Annotated in this window: 21 protein-coding genes; 9 read left to right on the forward strand and 12 right to left on the reverse strand. The window is 60.0% G+C overall.

The window, feature by feature from the left end:
• Window positions 1-182, reverse strand: a 182-nt coding sequence (locus tag ACM6IT_RS03860) for a hypothetical protein (RefSeq protein WP_414917549.1), incomplete at its 3' end; no start/stop codon positions are given.
• Window positions 183-184: 2 nt separating this feature from the next.
• On the opposite strand from ACM6IT_RS03860, the gene mrdA reads away from it, so the two are divergent.
• Window positions 185-2,077, forward strand: a complete 1,893-nt coding sequence (gene mrdA / locus ACM6IT_RS03865) for a penicillin-binding protein 2 (protein WP_414917550.1) — start codon at window positions 185-187, stop codon at window positions 2,075-2,077.
• Between the two features lie 13 nt (window positions 2,078-2,090).
• On the opposite strand, the gene ACM6IT_RS03870 is transcribed toward mrdA, so the two are convergent.
• Entirely contained in the window at window positions 2,091-3,050 is a 960-nt protein-coding gene (locus ACM6IT_RS03870; protein ID WP_056725183.1) for a LysR family transcriptional regulator, read from the reverse strand.
• A 155-nt stretch (window positions 3,051-3,205) separates the two neighbouring features.
• Here ACM6IT_RS03870 and ACM6IT_RS03875 point away from each other — a divergent pair, with 155 nt between their 5' ends.
• From ACM6IT_RS03875 to ACM6IT_RS03885, 3 genes are read left to right on the forward strand one after another with little or no spacing between them, the layout of a single operon-like run.
• Window positions 3,206-4,507 (forward strand): MFS transporter, encoded by a 1,302-nt coding sequence (locus ACM6IT_RS03875; protein WP_056725185.1) that lies wholly within the window; start codon window positions 3,206-3,208, stop codon window positions 4,505-4,507.
• Window positions 4,504-5,259 (forward strand): class II aldolase/adducin family protein, encoded by a 756-nt coding sequence (locus tag ACM6IT_RS03880; RefSeq protein ID WP_056725186.1) that lies wholly within the window; start codon window positions 4,504-4,506, stop codon window positions 5,257-5,259. Before ACM6IT_RS03875 ends, ACM6IT_RS03880 begins: the two co-directional genes overlap by 4 nt.
• A complete protein-coding gene (locus ACM6IT_RS03885; protein WP_177336474.1) occupies window positions 5,256-6,197 on the forward strand; it encodes a 2-hydroxyacid dehydrogenase in 942 nt (313 codons plus the stop codon). The genes ACM6IT_RS03880 and ACM6IT_RS03885 overlap by 4 nt, the downstream gene beginning before the upstream one ends.
• Window positions 6,198-6,244: 47 nt before the next feature.
• Here the strand turns inward: ACM6IT_RS03885 and ACM6IT_RS03890 are convergent, their stop codons facing one another.
• The 9 genes from ACM6IT_RS03890 to ACM6IT_RS03930 form a co-directional block, all read right to left on the reverse strand.
• Window positions 6,245-7,162 carry a LysR family transcriptional regulator gene (locus ACM6IT_RS03890; protein ID WP_414917551.1) on the reverse strand — a complete coding sequence of 306 codons (918 nt, stop codon included), beginning with the start codon at window positions 7,160-7,162 and terminating at the stop codon, window positions 6,245-6,247.
• 140 nt (window positions 7,163-7,302) lie between these two features.
• Window positions 7,303-8,433: a glycosyltransferase family 4 protein gene (locus tag ACM6IT_RS03895; protein WP_414917552.1), complete on the reverse strand. Its 1,131-nt coding sequence runs from the start codon at window positions 8,431-8,433 to the stop codon at window positions 7,303-7,305.
• Window positions 8,434-9,564: a glycosyltransferase family 4 protein gene (locus tag ACM6IT_RS03900; RefSeq protein WP_414917553.1), complete on the reverse strand. Its 1,131-nt coding sequence runs from the start codon at window positions 9,562-9,564 to the stop codon at window positions 8,434-8,436. It lies immediately after the preceding gene.
• A complete protein-coding gene (locus ACM6IT_RS03905; RefSeq protein ID WP_414917554.1) occupies window positions 9,548-10,915 on the reverse strand; it encodes a glycosyltransferase family 4 protein in 1,368 nt (455 codons plus the stop codon). The genes ACM6IT_RS03900 and ACM6IT_RS03905 overlap by 17 nt, the downstream gene beginning before the upstream one ends.
• Window positions 10,912-12,165: an ABC transporter ATP-binding protein gene (locus tag ACM6IT_RS03910; protein WP_414917555.1), complete on the reverse strand. Its 1,254-nt coding sequence runs from the start codon at window positions 12,163-12,165 to the stop codon at window positions 10,912-10,914. Before ACM6IT_RS03910 ends, ACM6IT_RS03905 begins: the two co-directional genes overlap by 4 nt.
• Window positions 12,165-12,962, reverse strand: coding sequence for an ABC transporter permease (locus tag ACM6IT_RS03915; RefSeq protein ID WP_056722729.1), 798 nt, complete (start codon window positions 12,960-12,962; stop codon window positions 12,165-12,167). Before ACM6IT_RS03915 ends, ACM6IT_RS03910 begins: the two co-directional genes overlap by 1 nt.
• Window positions 12,963-14,405, reverse strand: coding sequence for a mannose-1-phosphate guanylyltransferase/mannose-6-phosphate isomerase (locus ACM6IT_RS03920; protein ID WP_056722725.1), 1,443 nt, complete (start codon window positions 14,403-14,405; stop codon window positions 12,963-12,965).
• A 3-nt stretch (window positions 14,406-14,408) separates the two neighbouring features.
• The gene (gmd, locus tag ACM6IT_RS03925) at window positions 14,409-15,380 is read right to left on the reverse strand and encodes a GDP-mannose 4,6-dehydratase (protein ID WP_056722724.1); all 972 of its coding nucleotides are present in this window, start codon (window positions 15,378-15,380) and stop codon (window positions 14,409-14,411) included.
• The gene (locus ACM6IT_RS03930) at window positions 15,377-16,291 is read right to left on the reverse strand and encodes a GDP-mannose 4,6-dehydratase (protein WP_056722753.1); all 915 of its coding nucleotides are present in this window, start codon (window positions 16,289-16,291) and stop codon (window positions 15,377-15,379) included. Before ACM6IT_RS03930 ends, gmd begins: the two co-directional genes overlap by 4 nt.
• Before the next feature lie 425 nt (window positions 16,292-16,716).
• Between ACM6IT_RS03930 and ACM6IT_RS03935 the strand changes: the two genes are divergently transcribed.
• The 5 genes from ACM6IT_RS03935 to ACM6IT_RS03955 are packed head-to-tail and all read left to right on the forward strand — an operon-like array spanning window position 16,717 to window position 22,445.
• Window positions 16,717-18,294, forward strand: coding sequence for a glycosyltransferase (locus tag ACM6IT_RS03935; protein ID WP_414917556.1), 1,578 nt, complete (start codon window positions 16,717-16,719; stop codon window positions 18,292-18,294).
• Window positions 18,288-19,583, forward strand: a complete 1,296-nt coding sequence (locus tag ACM6IT_RS03940) for a glycosyltransferase (protein ID WP_414917557.1) — start codon at window positions 18,288-18,290, stop codon at window positions 19,581-19,583. Before ACM6IT_RS03935 ends, ACM6IT_RS03940 begins: the two co-directional genes overlap by 7 nt.
• Window positions 19,580-20,464 carry a class I SAM-dependent methyltransferase gene (locus ACM6IT_RS03945; protein WP_056722716.1) on the forward strand — a complete coding sequence of 295 codons (885 nt, stop codon included), beginning with the start codon at window positions 19,580-19,582 and terminating at the stop codon, window positions 20,462-20,464. Before ACM6IT_RS03940 ends, ACM6IT_RS03945 begins: the two co-directional genes overlap by 4 nt.
• Complete coding sequence (locus ACM6IT_RS03950) at window positions 20,461-21,618, forward strand: acyltransferase family protein (RefSeq protein ID WP_414917558.1); 1,158 nt, start codon at window positions 20,461-20,463, stop codon at window positions 21,616-21,618. Before ACM6IT_RS03945 ends, ACM6IT_RS03950 begins: the two co-directional genes overlap by 4 nt.
• The gene (locus ACM6IT_RS03955) at window positions 21,612-22,445 is read left to right on the forward strand and encodes a class I SAM-dependent methyltransferase (protein ID WP_056722712.1); all 834 of its coding nucleotides are present in this window, start codon (window positions 21,612-21,614) and stop codon (window positions 22,443-22,445) included. The genes ACM6IT_RS03950 and ACM6IT_RS03955 overlap by 7 nt, the downstream gene beginning before the upstream one ends.
• Window positions 22,446-22,519: 74 nt before the next feature.
• Here ACM6IT_RS03955 and ACM6IT_RS03960 read toward each other — a convergent pair whose 3' ends face one another.
• Window positions 22,520-23,308 carry an SDR family oxidoreductase gene (locus ACM6IT_RS03960; RefSeq protein WP_223542050.1) on the reverse strand — a complete coding sequence of 263 codons (789 nt, stop codon included), beginning with the start codon at window positions 23,306-23,308 and terminating at the stop codon, window positions 22,520-22,522.
• Between the last annotated feature and the right edge of the window lies 1 nt (window position 23,309).

A 23,309-nucleotide genomic window follows, 5' to 3' on the forward strand; every position in this document is an offset into this window, starting at 1 on the left:
AATTGCGAAAGCAGTTGGGGTTTTGTTTTTGCGCTCGAAAAAGGGCCGAGCCAGCCAAGGTCAATTGTGAAAAAAATCACACAAACCAGGTTCCACGCTTTTGGTATGGTGCAGCTCATTTTTAAGGGACTGAGTTTGCGCCCCGCCCACGGATCGGCATTCTTTTCAAAGAGTTGCTGCACAAGTGCCTGAACCGATACCCATCAAGGACCACGAGAAAGAGACACGGCTGGTCAACAAGAGACTCATGGCCTGCGCCTTGTTCGTTGCCGCCATTACCTGTGCTCTGGTGGTACGCCTGTATGTCCTGCAAGTAGTCGAGTTCGACTATCACTCGACCATCTCCGAAAACAATCGCGTACATGTCCTGCCGATTACACCGCCTCGCGGGTTGATCTACGATCGCAACGGCGTACTCCTCGCGGATAACCGTCCCAGCTACAACCTGACCATCACCCGCGAACGTGCTATCGATGTAAACGAAGAGCTGGACGAGGTAGTCAATCTGCTGCACTTGCCCGCTGAAGATCGCTCACAGTTCGACAAGGCGATGAAGCAGGCACGTCACCCCTTCGTACCCGTGACCTTGTTCTATGAGCTGAGCGAAGAACAGATTGCCGTACTCGCAGTGAACGAGTTCCGCCTGCCGGGCCTCGATGTCGAGCCGCAGTTCGTTCGGCACTATCCATTGGGCGAGCACTTCGCTCATTCGGTCGGCTACGTCGGACGTATCAACGAGAAAGAGTCAAAGGCGCTGGATACGGTCGAGTACCGAGGCACCCAATCCATCGGCAAGACCGGGATCGAAAAATTCTACGAGTCACAGTTGCACGGCCATGTCGGTTACGAGGAAGTCGAAACCAATGCCCAGGGCCGCGTGCTGCGAGTGCTCAAGCACACTGACCCGGTGCCCGGCGAAGACATTGTCCTGAGCCTTGACGTCAAGCTTCAGGAAGCCACCGAGCACGCCTTGGGGGATCGCCGTGGTTCGGTGGTCGCGCTGGATCCGTCGACCGGTGAAGTGCTGGCCATGGTCAGCAACCCGAGTTTCGATCCAAACCTGTTCGTCACCGGTATCAGCTCCAAAGAGTACTCCGCGCTACGGGACTCCATCGACCGACCGCTGTTCAACCGTGTGTTGCGCGGTCTCTATGCGCCGGGTTCGACCATCAAGCCGGAAGTGGCAATCGCCGGCCTCGATACCGGTGTCGTCACGCCACAGACCCGTGTGTTCGACCCCGGTTATTACCAACTGCCGGATTTTGATCACAAGTACCGCAACTGGAACCACAGCGGCGACGGCTGGGTGGATATGGATGCGGCGATCATGCGCTCCAACGACACCTACTTCTATGACCTGGCACACAAGCTGGGTATCGATCGCCTGCACGACTACATGGCCATGTTCGGGCTGGGTGAGAAAGTCTCCCTGGACATGAATGAAGAATCCCCCGGCCTGATGCCATCCCAAGCCTGGAAGCGCGCCACCCGTCGTCAGGCCTGGTTCCCGGGAGAGACGGTGATTCTCGGTATCGGCCAGGGCTACATGCAGGTCACGCCGCTGCAGTTGGCCCAGGCTACGGCGCTGATTGCCAACAAAGGCGTATGGAATCGCCCGCACCTGGCCAAAACCGTGGACGGTGTCGCGCCGGTGGATGAGCATCCGATGCCGAACATTCTGCTCAAGGATCCTCGCGATTGGGAGCAGGTAAACCACGGCATGCAGATGGTGATGCATGACGCCCGCGGGATTGCCCGGGCGGTAGCGGCGGGCGCGCAGTACCGTATTGCCGGCAAGAGCGGTACCGCACAAATGGTGGCGATCAAGCAGGGCGAACGTTACAACCGGGAGAAAACCCGCGAGCGTAACCGCGACAATGCCTTGTTCGTCGGTTTCGCTCCGGCCGAGCACCCGAAGATCGTGATTTCGGTGATGATCGAAAACGGCGAAGCCGGCGGTCGCGTCGCCGGACCGGTCGTGCGAGAGATCATGGACGCCTGGCTACTCGATCAGGATGGCCACCTCAAGCCGCAGTACGCCGCGCCGAGCAAGGCATCGGGCGATCCTCACGTCTGAACCCCTTATGGCTTCACAGCACAGGCTCACGGATGCTGAGCATGTGCTGGAAGCTTTCGAGGAACACCGTTTCGGCCTGGCTCATCTTCTGTTCGCGATTCCACAACAGCTGGATATCGAAATCCACCACCCCTTCTTCCGGCGGCAAGCGCCAGAGCAGACCTTGCTCGACGTCCCGGCGCACCAGATGGGTGGGCAAGGCGCCGATGCCGTAACCTGCGCAGATCAGGCGGTAAATTTCTTCGAAGCTGGTGGAAGAGGCGACGATCTTGCCGGTGAAGCCTTGCTGGTCGCGGAATAGCGTCAGGGGCGAAAGATTGCCGCCCAATTGATCGCTGGTGAAGCTGACAAAGTTTTCCGCGGCCAGTTGTTCCAGGGCCAGGTTCTCTTGTCCGAACAACCGATGACGCTGGCCACAAAAGTAAGCATAGGTCTCTCGAAACAGTACCCGTTGCTCCAGCCGCGGCTGCGGCAGGCGGCACAGGCCGACGCCGATGGTTGCGGTCTTTTGCAGCAGCGAACTGATGATGTTCGAACTGCCCATCACCTCGACTTCCAACTCGATTTTCGGATGGGTTTCATGGAAATCCGCAAGGAAGTCATCGTAATGCCGCGCCTGCACGCCGCTGACGGTGAGGATGCGGATCTTGCCCACCACATCATCGTGGCGACTCTCCACCACTGTCCCCAGGCGTGAAATATCCCCGTAAATATCCGCCGCAATGCGCAGGACTTCTTCCCCGGTTTCCGTCAGGTCAAAGCGTCGTCCGCTACGGGCAATCAACACGCATTCCAGTTGTTCTTCCAGTCGTTTCAGCGCCTGGCTGACCGCCGACTGGGTGATGTGCAGTCGCGCGGCGGCGCGGCTCATGCTGCCTTCCTGGCCGATGACCAGATAGGTGCGCAGCAGGTTCCAGTCGAGGCGGTCATTGAGAAAGCGCCGGCCGACCCACGGGTTGGAAGTGGAGGGCATAAAACCTCATGTAGTAGCAGTGCTAATAGTAAAGATAAGAATTTGAAAATTGACTAATCCTGGCATGGAAGCGATAAAGCCCACAAGCGCCACAGAGCGCAACCGTCATCAGCCTTAACACCTGCCCAAAAACTATAAGTACACAGGGTCCTTGCATGCACACTACTCCCCAACCGCGCCGAGCCGCGGCCGCTGCCTTCATTGGCACGACCATCGAGTTCTACGACTTCTACATCTACGCCACCGCGGCGGCGCTGGTCCTCGGGCAAGTGTTCTTCCCCAGCAGCGACCCGGTCATGAGTACCCTCGCTGCATTCGGCAGTTTTGCTGTCGGCTTCATTGCCCGGCCCATGGCCGGGATGGTGTTTGGTCATCTGGGTGATCGTCTCGGGCGCAAGAAAATGCTGTTGGTGACCATGGCCCTGATGGGCATCGCCACCGCGGGTATTGGCCTGTTGCCGAGCTATGCCAGCGCCGGCATCTGGGCGCCCGTCGGCCTGATCGTGCTACGTGTCATTCAGGGCATTTCGGTCGGTGGCGAGTGGGGTGGGGCGGTGTTGATGGCCAGCGAGCATGCGCCGGCCAAGCGCAAGACGTTTTATGCCTCGTTCGCGCAACTGGGCAGCCCGGCCGGTTTGTTGCTGGCGCTGATCGCTTTCCGTCTGGTGACGTCCCTTGAGCCTGAGGAGTTCCTCGCCTGGGGTTGGCGCCTGCCGTTCCTCGCCAGCGGCGTGTTGATGATGGTCGGCCTATTGATCCGCTCCGGCGTTCACGAGTCGCCGGAATTCGCCAAGGCCAGGGACAACAACGAGACCGCCAAATACCCGGTGATGGACGTGATCCGCACCTGCTGGCGGCAGATCCTGTTCGCCGCCGCGGCCGTGACCATTGGCTCGGCCGGGTTCTTCTTCACCAACACCTTCATGATTACCTACGTCACCCAATACCAGGGCATCGCCCGTTCGACGATTCTCGATTGCCTGTTTCTGGTAACCGTCATCCAGTTGCTCTCGCAACCGCTCTCGGCGTTGATCGCCGAGCGTATTGGCGAAGATCGCTTTCTCAAATGGGTCGCGCTGCTGTGCATGGTTACGCCATACCCGATGTTCCTGCTGGTAGGCACGCAGAACATTGTGTTCATGACTGCCGGCATTGCCCTCGCGGTGGTGATTCTCTCGGCGCTGTACGCGGTGATCGCCGGCTACATGACCCAGGCCTTCCCGGTGCACCTGCGCTACTCGGGCATTTCCATCGCCTACCAATTGGCTTGCGCCGTGGCCGGTGGCACCACGCCGCTGATCGGCACCCTGCTGGCCAGCAAGTTTTCCGGACAATGGTTGCCGCTGGCGGTGTTCTTCACCTTGCTCTCGGCCCTGTCCCTGATCGGTGTTTGCGGTCTGGCCCGCCTGCGCGCCAACCCGGTCGTCACCCACGCTGCCAAAGAGGTGTATTCGTGAGTAAACCTGCACACATCGACCCGGTTGAATGGCAAGCCCGTTGCGAACTGGCTGCGCTGTATCGACTGGTCGCGCACTTTCGCATGACCGACTTGATCGACACCCACATCACCCTGCGGATACCTGGGCCGGAGCACCACTTCCTGATCAACCGCTACGGGGTGATCTTCGACCGCATGCGTGCCTCTGATCTGGTGCGCATCGATCAGGACGGGCGGGTGGTCGACCCGGAGTACGCCGGCCATCGGGTCAACGCCGCCGGCTTCGTCATTCACTCGGCGATCCACATGGCGCGCCCGGACCTGAACTGTGTGATCCACACCCACACTGCAGCGGGCATGGCGGTCGCGGCGCAGAAACAGGGCTTGCTGCCGATCAGTCAGCATGCGCTGAAGTTCTACGGCAAGCTGGCCTATCACACCTACGAGGGCATCGCGCTGTCGCTGGATGAGCGCGAGCGCTTGATCGCCGACCTCGGTCCGCACCGGGCAATGATCCTGCGCAACCACGGTTTGTTGGTGGGTGGTTCGGGCGTGGCCCAGGCCTTCCAGGAAATCCACTTCCTGGAGCGGGCCTGTCAGGCCCAGGTGCAGGCGCTGGCCGGTGGTTCCGCCTTGCATTACCCGTCGCCGCAAGTGTGCGCGCACACCGCCGAACAGTTTGACCGTGATGAGCAGGACAACATCATCGACCTGGCCTGGGAGGCCGCCCTGACGTTGATCGAATCCCAGCGCGAGTCTTATTTGTCATGAACGCCGTCATCAATACCGTGGTTCTGCTGTCCCGCGACACCTTGCTGCTCAAGCAATTGCAGACAGCGTTTGCCCGCAGTGCGCCGCAGCTCACCGCCGTGCTGGCCGATGATCCACGGGCCGCGGATGCGCAGATGGCGGCGTGCTGGTTTCCCTTGCCGGGCAGTCTCGGCGCATTGCCGAACCTGCAGGTGATCCACTCGGTGGCTGCCGGTATCGATCACCTCGATCACGATCCGTCATGCCCGGACCTGCCGATTTGCCGCGTGGTTGATCCGGGCCATCGCCAAGGCATGACCGAGTACGTGCGCTGGGCGGTGATCCACTATCACCGCGGTTTCGACCAGGTGTTGGCGCAACAGCGGGAGCAACGCTGGGAGCGGCCGCTGCAACGGGCGGCGGGGCAGTTCAAGGTCGGTGTGATGGGGCTCGGATCGCTGGGCAGCGCGATTGCTCTGGACCTGGTCGCAGCCGGTTACGACGTGCGCGGCTGGGCACGGCGCAGCAAGGATTTGCCGGGTGTGCGCACGTTCGCCGGGGCTGATGCGTTGCATCCGTTTCTCGATGGCGTCGAGTTGCTGATCAACCTGCTCCCGCTGACCAGCGAAACCCGCGGCATCCTTGGGCGAGCCACTTTCGAACAACTCGCCAACGGCGCGGCACTGGTCAACAGTGGGCGCGGCGGTCATTTGAACATCGACGATCTCGAACAGGCACTGGCGAGCGGGCAATTGCGTGGCGCCTTGCTGGATGTCTTCGAACAGGAACCGCTGCCGATCGATCACCGGCTCTGGACAATGCCCGGTGTCACCATCACCCCGCACATGGCCTCGGCGGCATCCCATGACTGTATTGCCGAGCAAGTAGCGGAGAACTTTCGTCGATTGAAGTCCGGCAAACCGTTACTGAACTGTGCCGACCGATTGTTGGGTTACTGAACCCAGCGTTATCCAACCAATAAAAATCCCCGGCTCGCTCGCTGCGTTTAGTCCGTCAGCCGTTGTTGCAGGCTTTCGAGAAAGATCGTCTCGGCCCGGCTCATGCGCTGCTCGCGGTTCCACAGCAAATGAATGTCCACATCGGCAATCCCTTCGTGGGGCGGCAGGCGCCAGAGCAATCCGGCGTCGACGTCCGCCGCCACCACGTGTTCGGGTAAGCAACCGATACCGAAGCCGGCGATCACCAGTCGCCGGACTTCTTCCAGGCTCGGTGACGACGCGACGATACGGCCGCTGAAACCCTGCTGATCGCGAAAAATCGTCAGCGGCGAGAGCATGCCGCCGATCTGGTCGCTGGTGAAGCTGACGAAGTTTTCCCGCTGCAAATCCCCTTCGGCGACGTCCTGTTGGCCGAACAATGCATGATGCTTGCCGCAGAAAAACGCATAGCGCTGACGCAGGAACAAACGCTGCTCCAGGCGCGGTTGCGGGCGCCGATTGAGGCTCAGGCCAAGGGTCGCGGTTTTTTCCTGGAGGGCGCTGACGATGTCGGAACTGCGCATCACATCGACTTCCAGATCCACTCGCGGGTGCTGTCGATGAAAGTCCGCAAGGAAGTCGTCGAAGCGCTCGGAGAAGATCCGGCTGATGATCAGCAACCGCACTTTGCCGATCACTTCATCGGCCGGTTGTTCCAGCACGCTGCTGACCTGGGACATTTGCCCGTAGATTTCCCCGGCCAGGGTGAAGATCTGCTCGCCGACTTCGGTCAGGGCAAAACGTGGCCCGCGACGGGCAATCAGTTGGCGGCCCAGTTGTTCTTCCAGGCGCTTGAGTGCCTGGCTCACTGCCGGTTGCGTCAGGTGCAGGCGGGCGGCGGCGCGGCTGATGCTCTGCTCCTGGCCAATCACCCGAAAGGTGCGCAGCAGGTTCCAGTCCAGGCGGTCATTGAGCAGGCGTTGCATAGGCGCTCAGCAGAAAGTCAGGGGCCAATGGGGAGAGTCGACGGCTTGCACACATTCTGCGCAAGCCGTGGAGAATCTGCAGTCGCGGGATCGTAACACTGTTGGAGCGCAGCTGAGGCAATTCGGATCTGCAAAAAAACTCATGCGTAGGCGAGGGCTTTTTCTTCCAGCAGTTCCTCATACAAGGCCGTCCATTTGCGGCCCATTTCATCCGCCGTGAACAGATTTTGATAACGGGCCTGGGCCTTCTCGCCCATTTGCGCCGCCAGCACCGGTTTTTCCCAAAGCGTGCGCATCGCCTCGCGAAATGCCGGTGGATTGCTCGGTGGCACCACCAGTCCGGTCTCGTTATGAATGTTGATGTAACTGGTGCCAGTGCCAATTTCACTGGAGATCATCGGTTTACCATACATCGCGCCTTCCAGCAGCGAAATGCCAAAGGCTTCGGAGCGCAGGTGCGATGGGAACACGATGGCATAGCTCAGTTGCAGCAGCGCTACTTTGTCCTCGTCCCCCAGACGCCCGAGGAAGTGAACATTGCGCAAACCCAAGGCGGCCGCCTGGGCATGCAGCTCTACTTCCAGTGGGCCGGCACCGACAATCACAGTCGGGTAATCCAGGTCCTTCAGGGCGTCGAGCAGGATGTGCAAACCTTTGTAGTAGCGCATCACACCCACAAACAGAAAGAACTTATCGCCTAGCTTTTGCCGCCAGTGAGCCATTCGATCACTGTCCGGCTGAGGATAACCTGTCTTGTTCAACCCATAGGGGATCACTCGGGTCTTGTGTTGAAACTGTTGCAACACATCACTGGTGTGCAGGTAATTGGGCGATGCAGCGACGATCCGGTCGGCGCTGTGCAGAAAGCGATTCATCAGCGGCCGGTAAAGTTTGAGCAGGTGTTTCTGGCGGATGATGTCCGAGTGGTACGTCACCACGCTGGGTTTGTTCAGGCCACTGGCGAAATGCACCAGGTCCATGAATGGCCATGGAAAGTGGTAATTGACTACGTCGGCCTCGGCTGCCAGCTCGCGAAACTGTTTGAAGACGCTCCAGGAAAACCCTGTGGAGGCGAACTGAATGTCGAGCCTGGCTCGATGGACTTCATGCTGGGAGATCTGCATCACCGGCGGTGTCGGGTCGGCACTGAGCGTCAGCACCTTGCCTTCAACGCCGTGCAGGGCACCGCTTTCGCACAATTGGAAAATCACTTGTTCGATCCCGCCGACCGAGTCAGGCAGGTACGTCTTGAAAAAATGAAGAACTCGCATTCAACCTCCCATTGCCTGGCGGTAAGCGCTGGCCGTGACTTGCGCACAGCGTTCCCAGGTAAAAAGCCTTGCCTGTACCAACCCGGCTTCTCGGCATGCCTGCCAATGCGCTAGATCCTCGATCAGACGACTCATTGCATCGCGCAAGCCGTCGGTTTCATCCGGTTCAACATAGTTACCCGCAGAGCCTGCCACTTCGGGCATGGCTGAGCGTCTGGTCAGAATGACCGGCGTGCCGCAGGCCATGGCCTCCAGCACCGGCAGGCCAAAACCTTCGTAAAGCGACGGAAAAATCAATGCCCGGGCACCGGCCAACAGCTGCGCAACGTGCTCGTCAGGCAGATAGCCGAGCAAACAGACATGACCGCAGGCCAGGGCCTGATGCAACTCTTCGCTGAACTGCTCGCGCTGCCAGCCGGCCATGCCGACGATCAGCAATGGAAAACGCTGACGGACTGATTCCGGCAATCGCGCGTGGGCGCGCAGGGCGAGGGACAGGTTCTTGCGCGGTTCCAGGGTACCGACACAGAGGAAGTATTCCCGCGCTTCGACGCCATGGGTCTTGAGTACGGCGTCGATAGCCTCGGGGGATCGCGGGTGAAAACGCGCGGCTACACCCAGCGGTGCGACGACAAATCGCTCGGCCGGTAATCCGAAATGCGCCTGGGCTTCGTCAGCAATGAACTGCGAGTCGGTAAGAATCAGGCTTGCCTGTCGCACGCCATCGGTCACGCGCCGTTCGATTTCTCGCAAGCGCGCCGGTGGCTGCGTTTCGGGATAGTGCAGGTGAGTCAGGTCATGCAGGGTGATGACGGTCGGGCCGTCGAACGACAGCGGCCACAAACTCGGTTCGTGATAGAGATCGATGGCTTGCGCGCGGCCTTGATCGAAGCGTTTCTGCTCCAGCCACCGTCGGGCCTGATAGGCGCCCGGGATCTGTCGCAGCAATGGTGTCAGCCGGGAATAGCCGGGCATGGCTGCCTCAGGCAGCACAGAGCTCCAGCCCCAGCCATGAAACAGCGCCAGTTCAACATCCGGTTCACTCGCCAAGGCGTTCGCCAGTTCGGCGACGTAATGGCCGATGCCGGTACGTGGCGCCTGGAGTATCCGCGCGTTAAGGGCAATTCGCATGTTGCCTCTCTTGCATGAGCGGCACGTCGACAAGATTGCGCAGGGTGCGTGAAGCCAGTTGCGCACTGGCTTCACGCCAGCCGATCCAGCGCCAGTCCACGACGTCGCGAGTGGCCGGGAATTGACCGCTGTTCTCGAAACCAATGACCAGATCAGCCAGGCTTTTTGGCTCGGCCAGATCGAAGTACGCCATGAACTCGCCGCCTATTTCACGAAAGACCGCAATGTCGCTACCCATGGCCGGCAGTCCACGCTGCATGGCTTCTACCAGCGGCAGGCCGAAGCCTTCCACAAAAGACGGAAACACCAGTGAGCTGGCATGGTGGTAGGCATGCTCGAGGCTGGTGTCGCTCAGGTCATTGAACATGAACAGTCGTTGGTTCAGTTGGGGGTGATTGCGTATCCGGGCCAGCAGCGCATCGCATTTCCAGCCGATTCGCCCGGCAATGCACAGGCGGGCATTGGAGCCTGCCGCCCAGGCCCGTTCGAAGGCGTCCAGCAGGTAGTCGTGGTTCTTGCGCGGTTCGATGGTACTGACCATCAAAAATACCGGTTCCGGCGTCGCGAACAGCCGCGCAAGACGCGGTTCCACGGCTTCGCTGACTTCGCTCAAATCAAGTTCGGAGCCCAGGTGGAAATAGTCGAACCACAATGCATTGGCCTTGGCCGAGCCCAGGCGGCGCTGAACCTCATCACGCACCTGGTCACGCACCGTGGCGGAAATGGCCACGTAGCCATCGGCGGTTTGAGTGATCCAGTCGAACCACTCGTTGAACACCTGCACCAGCCGTGTGTCGTAGAACTGTGGGTGAGTCAGGGGAATCAAATCGTAGATCACTGAAACAATGCCCACGCCTTCACGTTTGAGCTGTTCGGCAAACGGGAAAAAGTCGGTGTGCCAGGACGAATCCAGCAACACCAGTTGATCTCCCGGTTGGTGCTGCAGCGGCGTGCAACGTTTGGGCAGTTGATACTGGTTGATGCCCTCGATCACACGCAGTGGAAGGCCGAAACAGGTAACCGCTGTCACCCGGTAGGCCACGTGCAGCAGGCGCTTGATCACTCGCGAGTTGCTTCGGTTGTGCAGGCGCTGATGCAGTTGCCAGAAGCGGTGAGCCAAGCGCCCAAGTCGTCCGCCAAAGGCCATCAAGGCATCGAAAATCGGAATGTTCAGCGCGCCGAGTTTCAGTACCCGATAGAGTTTGCCTTTAAGCAATACAACCGGGATGCATTCAACGCCGTCCACAGACTCCGGTAGCTGATTGACGACGTTGCGCACCACTCGCTGAATGCCCGAATTGACCTTGGGGTGCTGGAATACGTGCGTGCACTCCACCAAAAGACGCGTCATGGCGTGATCTCCGGAGTGACCGGCGCGCTCGAGCGCGTGACAGTGGTCTTCGCGGCCAGCCACGAGCAGCCGACAAAATCTTCCTGGCGGTTGTTGATCACATGGAACACCAACCCGTAATCGCGCCACTCGAAGTTGCGGTCCAGGTGCGAGTCCAGGCGTGACAAGCTCAACGCCACGGAATAGTTACCCTTGCCCAACCCCATGACGAAAGCAAAGCGATAAGTCACGCGCTCGCCAGCCTGCAGATCGGTCAGCGCCTGATCCTGGCGATGGGTGTTGATGCCGTACATGGCCTGGCCCAGGCGATCCTTGATCATGAAGCCCAGTACCAGCCGTTCGATGTCCTGGCGAACCTCGACATTCACCTCCAGCACGACCGGCTGGCCGACTTCGGCGGCGTCGATGGAGCGTTCATTTTTGTCGAGCAAGCGTACGGTCAGAATCCTGGCTTCACCCGTTCCCGAAATGGTACTGAACTGGCCGCCGGCGAGAGCTTCCTGGCGCACGGTCTGTCCCTCACGCTCGGCGAGCAGGGCGTTGTAGTAATCCATGACGGTTTCGGGCTTGTCGTGCATGGCCATATGGCCGTTTTCCAGGAGAATCGCCGAGTCGCAGATCGACTGAATCGCCCCACGGTCATGGGAGACGATCAGCAGCGTGGTACCGGCTTTGCGAAAGCTGCGGATGCGGTCGAAACTTTTGTGCTGAAAGTAGGCGTCGCCCACCGACAGTGCTTCGTCGACGATCAATATGTCCGGGCGCCGCGCGGTGGCCACGCTGAACGCCAGACGCATTTGCATACCGCTGGAATAGGTGCGCACCGGGTGGTCGATGGCGTCGCCTATTTCCGCGAAACGTTCGATTTCCGGCATCAACGCTTCTATCTCTTCGACCTGCATGCCCAGCAGTTGCCCGGCCATGACCGCATTCTGCCGACCGGTAAAGTCCGCATGAAAACCCATGCCCAATTCCAGCAGGGCGGCGACGCTGCCTTCGAGCTCAATGGTTCCGCAGGTGGGATGGGTGGTGCCGGTGATCATCTTCAACAAGGTGCTTTTGCCGGCACCGTTGATCCCGACGATACCCACCGATTCTCCGGGTGCAATCTGGAAGGTCACGTCCTGTAGCACCCAGTGCTGACGATGGCGGATCGGCGAGAACGGGACCAGCCATTCAACCAGTCGACTCCAGCGTGTAGGGTATTGTTTATAGGCCTTGCCCAGGCCGGTGACGCGTATGTGTCCCATCAGAGTTCATCCACCATTTCACCGACTCTCTGCCGAAACAGCCGCAACCCGATGAAGAAGAGCAATACGCTGGCGACCATGATCGGCAGCAGCGAACTCCAGACAGGCCATTGGCCGTACAGGAAGATGTTCTGGTAGCTGGTGATCAGGTTGGTCAGGGGATTGAGTTGCAGCAAGCGCTGGACCCAATCGGGCAGGATGCTCATCGGATAAACGATTGGCGTCAGCCAGAACCAGAATTGCAGACAGATGGCGAAAAATTGCCCGACATCGCGAAAAAACACATTCAATACGCCAAGAATAATCCCCAGCCCGGCACAGAACATCACCTGTAATACCAATAGAGGAATGAGCGCCAACAGCACAAGGCCCGGTAGTCGACCGGTGATCAACAGAAAGCCGAGGAACAGGCTGATGATGATTGCGAAGTTGATACCGGCATTCAACAGCACGATCACGGGCAAGCAGATCCGTGGGAAGCTGATTTTTTTCAGCAGATTGGCGTTATCCAGAAACATGTTCTGGCTGCGCACCGTGATTTCTGCAAACAGTCCCCAGGTCAACAACCCGGCGCAGAGATAGATGCTGTAGGCCATGCCGTCATCTACCCCTGGCAAACGGGCACGCATGATGTGGGAAAAAATCACGGTGTAGACAATGATCATCGACAGCGGATTGAGCACGGTCCACAGGGCACCGAACAACGAATTGCGATAACGCGCCTGAAACTCTCGCTGGACGCTACCGAGGATGAACCCCCGATAGCTGCTCAGCGTGCGGTAAAGGGAAAGCAGCATTCAAACCGTCCTGCCGTATTGATCTTCGAAGCGGACGATGTCGTCCTCTCCCAGGTATTCGCCGCTTTGCACTTCGATGATCACAAGGTCGATCACGCCGGGATTCTCCAGGCGATGCTTGTGACCGGCGGCAATGAAGGTCGATTCGTTCTTGGCCACCAGATGAGTGCCGGTGCCATTGTTGGTGACCTTGGCCATGCCTTCGACCACCACCCAGTGTTCATTGCGATGGTGGTGCATCTGCAACGACAACTTGGCACCGGGCTTGACCACGATGCGTTTGATCTTGAAGCGCGGGCCTTCCTCCAGCACGGTGTAGGTGCCCCATGGCCGGCTGACCGTACGGTGCAGGCGATAGGCTTCGTGCTCTTTGTCCTTGAGTTGCCTGGCCACCCGGCGCACATCCTGGGCGCGGTCGGCGTGGGCCACCAGCACCGCGTCGGCGGTGTCGACGATAATCAGGTTATCCACGCCCACGGTCGCGACCAGACGGTTGTCGCTCTGGACGAAGTTGTTGTGGCTGTCGATGAAAACCGACTCGCCGACGGTGCGGTTGTTTTGTGCATCCGCCGGTACCAGTGCGGCCACCGCACCCCAGGAGCCGATGTCGCTCCAGTCGAAACGGGCGGGCACGACGACCACCTTGTCGGAGCGCTCCATCAACGCATAGTCGATGGAAATGTCCATGATTTCGCCGAACAGGGCCGGCGACAGTTCCTGCTGCAGGCTCCCCGCGTTTTCCACTGCGGCGCTGGCGGCCATGCAGGTCTGCGCCTGCTCCAGCAAGTCGGGAGCATGGATTTGCAGTTCGGCCAGTACGCTGGCAACCGAGAAGCAGAACATCCCGGAGTTCCACAGGAAATTGCCGCTTTCCAGGTAATGAGTCGCGGTTTGCAGGTCCGGTTTTTCGACGAAACGCCGCACGCCGGCAGCGCCTTTGTCGTCCAGCGGTGTGCCGGCTTCAATGTAGCCAAAACCGGTTTCCGGAGCAGTCGGCACCACACCGAAGGTCACCAGGTGACCGCTCCTGGCCAATGTCATGGCATGCTCGACCGCCTCCTTGAGCGCATCGACATTGACGATCAGATGGTCGGCGGGCATGACCAGCATGATCGCCTCGTCGCCATGCAGGGCCTGGAGGGAGAGGGCGGCGGCAGCGATGGCCGGCGCCGTGTTGCGCCCCGTCGGCTCCAGCAGGAAGTGCCCGCGATGACGGCCCAGGTGCGCGTCCCGAAAGTGATCCTTGCTCTGGAAGTAGTACTCGCGGTTGGTCACCGTGACGATATCGCCCCAGCCGTCGAGCAGGTCCGCGGCACGCCGATAGGTCTTGCCCAGAAGCGACTGGCCGTCAGGCAAGGCCATGAACGGTTTGGGATGGCCTTCACGCGACACCGGCCACAACCTTGTCCCGGCACCGCCGGAGAGAATCACGGGAATCAGCATGGCCTACTCCTTGGCGACGCGTTTCATGTCCGCATCCATCATCATGCGGATCAAGGTATCCAGGTCGGTTTTTGGTTTCCAGCCCAGCACACGCTGGGCCTTGGCCGGGTTGCCGAGCAGCACTTCGACTTCGGCCGGGCGGAAGAACGCCGGGTCGATCTTCACGAAGTCGCGGTAGTTCAGGCCTACGTGATCGAAGGCGATCCGGCACATCTCGCGCACCGTGGTGGTCACGCCGGTGGCCACCACGAAGTCGTCGGGTTTGTCCTGTTGCAGCATCAGCCACATGGCTTCGACGTAGTCCCCGGCAAAGCCCCAGTCGCGCTTGGCGTCGATGTTGCCCAGGCGCAGTTCCTGCTGCTTGCCCTGCTTGATGCGGGCGGCGGCGTCGGTGACTTTGCGCGTCACGAACTCGATGCCGCGCAGCGGAGACTCATGGTTGAACAGAATGCCGCTGCTGGCATGCAGGTTGAAACTTTCGCGGTAGTTCACGGTGATCCAGTGGCCGTACAACTTGGCCACGCCATAAGGGCTGCGTGGATAGAACGGCGTGTTCTCGTCCTGCTGCTCGGCCTGGATCAGACCGAACATTTCGCTGGTGGACGCCTGGTAGAAACGCGTGTGCGGGCTGAACTGACGAATCGCTTCGAGCAAGTGGGTAACACCCAGGCCGTCGACGATGCCGGTGGTCACCGGTTGATCCCAGGAGGCAGCGACAAAGCTTTGCGCGGCGAGGTTGTAGACCTCGTCCGGCGCCGACTTGATCACCGCGCGCTGCACAGAACAGGCATCGGCCATGTCGCCATCCAGGTAGACGATGTCCGCCTCGACCCCCATCTCGCGCAAGCGCCAGCGCGAGTCGCTGCTGCGGCGCGCGACCAGGCCGTGGACCTTGTAACCCTTGTCGAGCAGCAGCTTGGCCAGATACGCGCCATCCTGGCCGGTGATGCCTGTGATCAATGCACTTTTAGTCATACTTGTCGTACTCGCGTCTCCCAGTCGGACAGGATCGCCCGCAGGGATTGTTGTGTTGTGATTTCAGATTTCCATCCAGTGGTTTCGACCAGCCTGGCAGGGCTGCCGCACACGCGGCGCTGATCCGCGCGGCGAAGTCGCGCAGGGTCCTGGACCAGTTGCAGGTCGACCTGGGCAAGATCTGCCAGCTGTTCGATCAGGCGGCGAATGCTCTGCTCGCGCCCCGAGCAAATGTTGTAGACCTGCCCCGGCGTACCTTTTTCCAGCAAGGCCAGGTAAGCCGAGACCACGTCCCCGACATCAAGGAAATCGCGCGTGACGTCGATGTCCCCGACCTCCAGTTGGGGCCCTTGCAGGCCTTGCTTGATCCGGCAGATCTGACGTGCGGCGCTGGCGATGACGAAGCTGTCTTTCTGCCCTGTGCCGATGTGGTTGAACGGGCGGGCGACCAGTACGGGCCAGTCTTCGCTCAGGCCCCACTGCAAACTCAGGAACTCCGCTGACAGTTTGCTCACGGCATAGGGATTGCGCGGGCAGGGTGGTTGCAATTCAGTGATGGGCAGATGCTCTTCAGCGACCTGGCCATAGACATCGCCGGAGCTGACGTACAGAAACGTGCCGTTGAAGCCGCGCGCCTTGAGAGCTTGCAGCAGGTTCAGGGTGCCCAGCAGATTGATGTTCAGCGTGCGCGCCGGATCACGAAAGGCCTCCGGGACGAAAGTCTGGCCGGCCAGGTGGATCACCGCATCGGGCATTTCCGGCCACAAGCCTTCAAGGCTGTCCGGCGCAGAGAGATCGTAGCGGCAAGGAACAGGCAGCAGCTTCCATTCCGAATTCTCAGCCTGCAAACGCGATTGGATGTGTTGTCCTACAAATCCAGTCAGACCCGTGACAAATAGACGTTTTCTCAACAGCGACCCCCGGGTCATACATTTCATCCATTTCCTAAAGGCTTAATGGAAGGGTCTCACGAACCAACAGGATTACTCATGAAGACGGACGAAATGTTTTGTTGTAGTTGTTTGGTATCCAATCTGTGCCATTTGCTCGGCAATTTCAACAAGTCCAATAGTGACTGGCCAGTTCTCGTCAGCGTAGCCTGATTTATTCTCGTCGGGCGGTTCACGAATCCTCAACGGATGTGGTTAGAATGCCCCTCGTCACGATTATCCGGGGTTCGGCAGCGTCGCTTCGAAACTGCGAGAAACTGACCACTAAAACAAGAACGAAGACGGGCAGCAAGACGATGGGCGAGCGCCAGTAAACACTGACTCGAACCGTATCCTCCCCGTCATAGCGTGAGGCTGCCGGGATGGCGGCCTCACCGTGGGATGCCATGAATTTCATTCTTTACTCCGACGTCAACGACAGCTCCATCAGCCAGAGTCTCGGCCGTCCCGAGTACAGTTACTACTTCGTGCTCAAGGCCTATCGCCCTGTGCTCGAAAGCCTGGGGCGAGTGCATGTGGTGTCCTCCACCGCCGAGGTCGATCCGCTCTACAAACAATTATTGGCCGCTGGCGAAGACAGTCTGTTCCTGTCGTTTACGCCGCCGCAGAAAACCCCGAACGACCTTGAGTGCCCGACGATTTGCGTGGTGGCCTGGGAGTTTGATTCGATTCCCGATGAACAATGGGATAACGACCCGCGCCAGGACTGGACGCAAATGCTGGCGCGGCAGGGCCGGGTGATCACGCTCTCCAGCCATACCGCCCGGGCGATTCGTCGGGCCATGGGCGAAGACTTCCCGGTACTGGTGTTGCCGACGCCGTTGTGGGAAAACTTCGCCGACATTCGTAGTCGCCACACCAGCGTCCCGATCTGCGCCGGCTCGACCCTGGACATCAAGGGTTGCATCTTCGATACGCGCACACTCGGGCTGAGCGCCGATGCACTGATTCCCGTCGTGCCGACCGCCGAGGAACTGGCGGCGCTCGAGGCTGAACTGGAGGCATTGAAGCCACCGCCGCTGACACTCAAGCGCCGCTTGGTGATTGCCCGCCATTACCTGCATATGTGGCGCCTGGACAAAGGTAAATCGCTGCCGATCCCGGTGCATCGCACGCATTTTCTAAGCCAGTGGTACTGGGAAGGGATTCGCGACTTGTTGTCGCAAGCCGCCCATGAGCGTCTCGCTGGCTGGTTGCCGGCCATCGCCGGCCCACAGACGATGGCAGTACCCGAGCCAGAACCGCGACAGTGGCCGGATACCACAGCCCTGGTCGAAACACAGGTTGACGGTGTGGTGTATGTCACCGTGTTCAACCCGCGTGACGGTCGCAAGAATTGGCATCAACTGATCACTGCATTCTGCTGGGCGTTCCGCGAAACGCCTGATGCGACACTGGTGCTGAAGATTACCCAAAGCGATCTGTCGTCCTACCACGACGAACTGATGACGTTGCTCGCGCAGCTTTCTCCGTTCGCCTGTCGGGTGGTGGTCATGCACGGCTACCTGGACGACCCGCAATATGCCCGGTTGTACGAGGCCGCCAGTTACTACGTCAATGCCTCGCGCTGCGAAGGGCTGTGCCTGCCGCTGATGGAGTTCATGGCCAGTGGTAAACCGGTGATTGCCCCGGATCACACGGCCATGGAGGACTACATCGATGAACGTGTGGCGTTTGTGGTCAAGTCCAGCGAGGAGCTGACCATCTGGCCGCAGGACTCTCGCATCATCTACCGCACCCTGCGTTACCGGCCGGATTGGGGTTCGCTGAAAACCGCTTACGAAAACAGCTACCGCCTGGCCAAGGAGCAACCGCTGGAGTATCAGCGCATGTCCCTCGCCGCCGTCGAGCGCATGCACGATTACTGCGCTTTCGCTCCGGTGCAGAAACGCATGGCGGATTTTTTCGGGCTGGCGCCACAGGCTTTGCCGACAGCAACCGTGACGGATACCGCCTCATGCTGATCATCATTCATTCGGAAACCAACCAGCACACCATTGCCCAGAACCTTGGCCGCTCGGAGTACAGCTATTACTTCGTGCTCAAGGAGTACCGACCCGTGCTGGAGCGGCTGGGGCGAGTGGTAGAAGTCAGCGACCCGCGGACCGAAGTCGATGTCTTGTACATGGACTGTTTGTCCCGTGGTGAAGCGTGCGTGTTCCTGTCGTTCTCACCGCCTCATCGCACGCCGGTCAATTTCGCCTGCCCGACGCTGCCGGTGTTCGCGTGGGAATTCAGCACCATCCCCAACGAACCCTTTGCCGGTGACCCGCTCAATGACTGGCGCACGGTGTTGCGGGCAGCGGGTGCGGCGATTACCCATTCCAGCTACACCGTGAATGCGGTGCGCGAGGCGATGGGCGCCGACTATCCGGTCATCGCGGTACCGGCCCCGGTATGGGACCGTTTTTCCGAGCGCGGCGCCCACTTGCAACGTCAGCCCTTGGCCAGTCAGGTGCGTTTGACGCTCAAGGGGTTACTGGCAGACAGCCGCGAACTCGACTTGCGAGCCTTCGGCCCCGTGGCCACTCGCCGAGGTGCGGGTATTGATTTCAAGGCCCCGCCGAGTGAGCACGAGTTGGTCCTCGACGGCGTGATTTACACCTCGGTGTTCAACCCAAGTGACGGGCGCAAGAACTGGGAAGACATGCTCAGTGCCTTTTGCGTGACGTTTCGCGAGGTGGACGACGCAACGCTGGTGCTCAAACTGACGCACCACGATGCCGAAGAAGCGCTGACCGATATCCTTCACCACTTATACAAAAACCAGTCTTACCGCTGCCGGGTCGTGCTGATTTACGGCTATCTGGCTGACGCGGACTATGAGCAACTGGTGCAAGCCACCAGTTACGTGGTTAACACGTCCTACGGCGAAGGCCAGTGTCTTCCGCTGATGGAGTTCATGTCCTGTGGCAAACCGGCGGTGGCGCCACGGACCACGGCGATGATCGATTATCTGGATGCCGATAATGCATTCCTGATTGACTCCACCGATGAGCTGACGGCCTGGCCTCATGACCCGCGCAGGGCGTTTCGCACCTTGCGCTACGTCACCAATTGGGCGTCGTTGTGCAGGGCTTACCAATCAAGCTATGACGTGGCCAAGGGGGATCCCGGGCGTTATGCACAGATGTCCGCGCACGCAGTGGCCAGCCTCGGGAAGTTCTGCAGTCAGGCCACTGCCGGGCAACGGCTTGGCGTATTTTTTGAGCGCCTGTTCGAGAGCCGTGCCGTGGAAACCCCTGAGGCATGATTCGCGCATGGGTCAGACGTTTCTTTGCAGAGACGAAACCCGAGCCACGGCCCGCGCCGTCGCCGGTCGAGCAATCCCGTGTGTCGCCAAGAGACGTGGGCTTGCATGATGCAATGCATGACGGCTGGTTTTCGGGCGACAGCGGCGAATTGCTCAAAGGCTTTGCCATTACCGCCGACGACACTTTGCTGGATGTCGGTTGTGGCGAAGGGGTTGCGACCTTGTTTGCGGTGCGTCAAGGCGCGTCGGTGATCTTCACCGACAGTGAGCACGACAAGGTCCGCGACCTGGCGCGGCAAGTGGACGCGCAGTCGGATAAAGCGAATCTCGGTCTGGTCAGCAACAGCCTGCCGCTGCCTCTGGCCGATGGTTGCGCGAGCAAAGTCGTGTGCATGGAAGTGCTCGAACACATCGACCAGCCAGAACCCTTCATGGCCGAACTCGTGCGCATGGGTCGCCCCGGTGCACTGTACCTGCTGAGCGTACCGTCCCCGGTGGGCGAGCATCTGCAGAAAGGCATTGCCCCTGCCAGCTATTTTCAATCGCCCAATCACGTGCAGATTTTCAGCCCCGAGCGATTCGCCGCGCTGGTGGAAGACGCGGGCCTGGTCATCGAGCATCGTCAAGCCACCGGGTTTTTCTGGGTCATGGGCATGATTTTTTTCTGGGCCAGCGAGCGGGCTGCCGGGCGTGAACTGGGTGGCGCGGTTCGCGACCGGATTCAGGCGCCCTATCCGCCGCTGATGGAGAGCTGGGCGAAAACCTGGCAGGACTTGCTGGCCCAGCCCGACGGGTTGGCGATCAAGCAGATGCTGGACCGGTTCATGCCCAAGAGCCAGGTCATCATCGCCCGCAAACCCCATGTCCAGGAGGGCGCATGAGCAACGAAAAACGGATCATGGACATCGAGTTGCTGCGCGGCATAGCGGTGCTTGGCGTGCTGTTTCATCACCTGCAGGACAGCCTGTTCGCGGCGGCTGTGCCGTTGTTCCAGGCCATCACGTTGTACAGCCAGCCGTGGTGGGGCGTGGATCTGTTTTTTGCGATCTCGGGCTTCGTCATTGCCCGCAGCCTGATCCCGGCCTTGCGCCGTTGCACCACGGGTCAAGAGTATTGGCAACAGACGCGCAATTTCTGGTTGCGCCGGGCCTTTCGATTGCTGCCGTCGGCTTGGCTGTGGCTGGCGCTGATGTTGCTGGCATGCCTTTTCCTCAACCGCTCCGGCGCGTTCGGTACCCTGCACGCGAACATTCAGGCGACGCTGGCCGGCATCGCCCAGTACGCCAACTTCCGCTTTGCCGACAGTTTCTATCGCTACGAGTACGGCACCAGTTTCGTTTACTGGAGCCTGTCGCTGGAAGAGCAGTTCTACCTGCTGTTTCCACTGATGATCGTGCTGTTTCGCAAGCACCTGGTGTGGGCGTTGCTGGCGCTGGTGGCTGTGCAATTGTTGACCTTGCGCACGCCGATCCTGATGGTGGTGCGCACCGACGCGCTGGCCCTTGGCGTGCTGTTGGCGATGTGGAGCGTGCAGCCTTCATATCGGCGCTGGGAGCCGACTTTCCTGCGTCGTCCCTGGGCCGGCTTGTCGGCATTGCTCGGCATTGCACTGGTGCTCGGTTTCATGGCAACGGACCGTTTCACCTTTACCCATTATCGAATCGGTGTGATTGCGCTGTTGTGTGCGCTGCTGGTGTGGATCGCGTCCTACAACCGTGATTACCTGATGCCCAAGGGAATGTTCAAGAACCTGATGACCTGGGTCGGCAGTCGCTCCTACGGGATTTACCTGATCCATATCCCGGCCTACTTGCTGGTTCGTGAGTTCATTTTCCGGTTACAGGCTGCCGGGCTGCCCAGTCCGGCTGGCCATCCGATTCTGATGTTGCTGATGGCTGGCAGCCTGATCGTGCTGCTGAGCGAACTCAACTATCGCTTCATTGAAATGCCCATGCGCAACCGCGGCGCCTCGCTGGTCAAACGCCTGGGCAACTCCCGAACAGCCGTCCCATCCTCTGGAGCCACCTCATGCTGAGCCTTTTGAAGAAACTCACGGCGGGCACGCCCGCGCCTGTGCAGCCAGAGGCACCGCCCGCGGCGCCAGTGGCGGAGAAGGTCGATCCCTACATGCTCGGCCTGCACGACGCGATGCTCAGCGGCTGGTTCAATCAGCAGACTGGCGAACTGTTCACCGGTTTCCCGGTGACCCCCGAGGACACGCTGCTCGATGTTGGCTGCGGCGACGGCGGCAACGTGCATTTCTGCGGGATGCGCGGGGCGAAGATCATCATCGCTGATATCGACGCGGCCAAGGTCGAAGCGACCCGCCTGCGCCTTAGCGATACACCGGCCCGCGACGTCGAATGCCACGTCACCGACTGCAACCCGCTGCCGATTGCCGATGGGACCGCCACGCGGGTGGTGTCCACCGAAGTCATCGAGCACGTGGACGATCCGGCGCAGTTCCTCGCTGAGCTGGTGCGCGTCGGTAAACCGGGCGCGCTGTATCTGCTGAGCGTCCCGCACCCCAGCTCCGAAGACCTGCAGAAAGATATCGCGGCGGCCGAGTATTTCCAGAAGCCCAATCACATCCGCATCATCAGCGAAGCGCAGTTCAAGGCCATGGTCAGCGATGCCGGCCTGGAAGTGATCAGCCACAGCCAGTACGGGTTCTACTGGTCGATGTGGATGCTGTTGTTCTGGGAAGCCAAGGTCGATTTCAGCAACCCGGACCATCCGTTGCTCAACCACTGGGCGGATACCTGGCAGGCGATCCTGGCTTCACCACGGGGGGCGCAGATCAAGCAGGCGCTGGATGCGGTGGTGGCGAAAAGTCAGGTGATCATTGCGCGCAAGCCCTGATCAGCAAAGCTCACCCGGGCGAGGCCGCGAACTCAAGCCTGATCGCCCGGGTACACCCACATAGCTCTTGCCCATTATTGGCTAGAGCGAACAGCCCCACCATCAATCAACAGGTTCTGTCCGGTCAGGTAGCCCGCCTGGCTGCTGCAGACGAAGGCACAGAGGGCACCGAACTCCTCGGCTGAACCGAAGCGTTTGGCGGGAATTTCGCTACGGCATTGGTCAAGGAACACCTCACTGTCCTGCCCCGACTCCTGGGCCGCCGCGACCAGGTTGTCACGCAGTCGATCGGTGTCGAACGAGCCTGGTTGCAGGTTGTTGATCGTCACATTGCGACTGGCAATGTTTTCTTGCCGGGCAAGCCCTGCGACAAACCCAGTCAGGCCACTGCGCGCACCATTGGACAGGCCCAGGCTTTCGATAGGGGACTTCACGGCACTCGAGGTGATGTTGATGATTCGACCAAATCCACGTGCCGCCATACCGTCGACCGTTGCCTTGATCAACTCGATAGGCGTCAGCATGTTGGCATCCAGCGCCTTGAGCCAGATGTCGCGATTCCATTCGCGGAAATCCCCGGGGGGAGGGCCCCCGGCATTGTTGATCAGGATATCGAAATGCCCGTGGGCCTTGAGCGCTGCCGCCCGACCCTCGGGCGTCGAAATGTCTCCAGCGACGGCGATGACCGTCACTTCAGGGTTTATCGCCCTGAGCTGACGGGCTGTTTCATTCAGCGCCTGTTCGCCCCGTGCGGTGATCACCACGTTCACGCCTTCGTTGACGAGTGCCTGTGCACAGGCTTTTCCCAGACCTTTGCTGGCGGCGCATACCAGTGCCCAGCGTCCTGCTATTCCCAGATTCATG

This window comes from Pseudomonas sp. IT-P4, from assembly GCF_949767755.1.
Taxonomy (GTDB): domain Bacteria; phylum Pseudomonadota; class Gammaproteobacteria; order Pseudomonadales; family Pseudomonadaceae; genus Aquipseudomonas; species Aquipseudomonas monachiensis.

What these genes read in the sequence shown, in the direction of transcription:
- ACM6IT_RS03870 (WP_056725183.1), bottom strand. Translation starts at nt 3,050, where the DNA reads ATGCCCTCCACTTCCAACCCGTGGGTCGGCCGGCGCTTTCTCAATGAC.
- ACM6IT_RS03875 (WP_056725185.1), top strand. Translation starts at nt 3,206, where the DNA reads ATGCACACTACTCCCCAACCGCGCCGAGCCGCGGCCGCTGCCTTCATT.
- ACM6IT_RS03885 (WP_177336474.1), top strand. Translation starts at nt 5,256, where the DNA reads ATGAACGCCGTCATCAATACCGTGGTTCTGCTGTCCCGCGACACCTTG.
- ACM6IT_RS03890 (WP_414917551.1), bottom strand. Translation starts at nt 7,162, where the DNA reads ATGCAACGCCTGCTCAATGACCGCCTGGACTGGAACCTGCTGCGCACC.
- ACM6IT_RS03895 (WP_414917552.1), bottom strand. Translation starts at nt 8,433, where the DNA reads ATGCGAGTTCTTCATTTTTTCAAGACGTACCTGCCTGACTCGGTCGGC.
- ACM6IT_RS03900 (WP_414917553.1), bottom strand. Translation starts at nt 9,564, where the DNA reads ATGCGAATTGCCCTTAACGCGCGGATACTCCAGGCGCCACGTACCGGC.
- ACM6IT_RS03905 (WP_414917554.1), bottom strand. Translation starts at nt 10,915, where the DNA reads ATGACGCGTCTTTTGGTGGAGTGCACGCACGTATTCCAGCACCCCAAG.
- ACM6IT_RS03910 (WP_414917555.1), bottom strand. Translation starts at nt 12,165, where the DNA reads ATGGGACACATACGCGTCACCGGCCTGGGCAAGGCCTATAAACAATAC.
- ACM6IT_RS03915 (WP_056722729.1), bottom strand. Translation starts at nt 12,962, where the DNA reads ATGCTGCTTTCCCTTTACCGCACGCTGAGCAGCTATCGGGGGTTCATC.
- ACM6IT_RS03920 (WP_056722725.1), bottom strand. Translation starts at nt 14,405, where the DNA reads ATGCTGATTCCCGTGATTCTCTCCGGCGGTGCCGGGACAAGGTTGTGG.
- gmd (WP_056722724.1), bottom strand. Translation starts at nt 15,380, where the DNA reads ATGACTAAAAGTGCATTGATCACAGGCATCACCGGCCAGGATGGCGCG.
- ACM6IT_RS03935 (WP_414917556.1), top strand. Translation starts at nt 16,717, where the DNA reads ATGAATTTCATTCTTTACTCCGACGTCAACGACAGCTCCATCAGCCAG.
- ACM6IT_RS03940 (WP_414917557.1), top strand. Translation starts at nt 18,288, where the DNA reads ATGCTGATCATCATTCATTCGGAAACCAACCAGCACACCATTGCCCAG.
- ACM6IT_RS03945 (WP_056722716.1), top strand. Translation starts at nt 19,580, where the DNA reads ATGATTCGCGCATGGGTCAGACGTTTCTTTGCAGAGACGAAACCCGAG.
- ACM6IT_RS03950 (WP_414917558.1), top strand. Translation starts at nt 20,461, where the DNA reads ATGAGCAACGAAAAACGGATCATGGACATCGAGTTGCTGCGCGGCATA.
- ACM6IT_RS03955 (WP_056722712.1), top strand. Translation starts at nt 21,612, where the DNA reads ATGCTGAGCCTTTTGAAGAAACTCACGGCGGGCACGCCCGCGCCTGTG.
- ACM6IT_RS03960 (WP_223542050.1), bottom strand. Translation starts at nt 23,308, where the DNA reads ATGAATCTGGGAATAGCAGGACGCTGGGCACTGGTATGCGCCGCCAGC.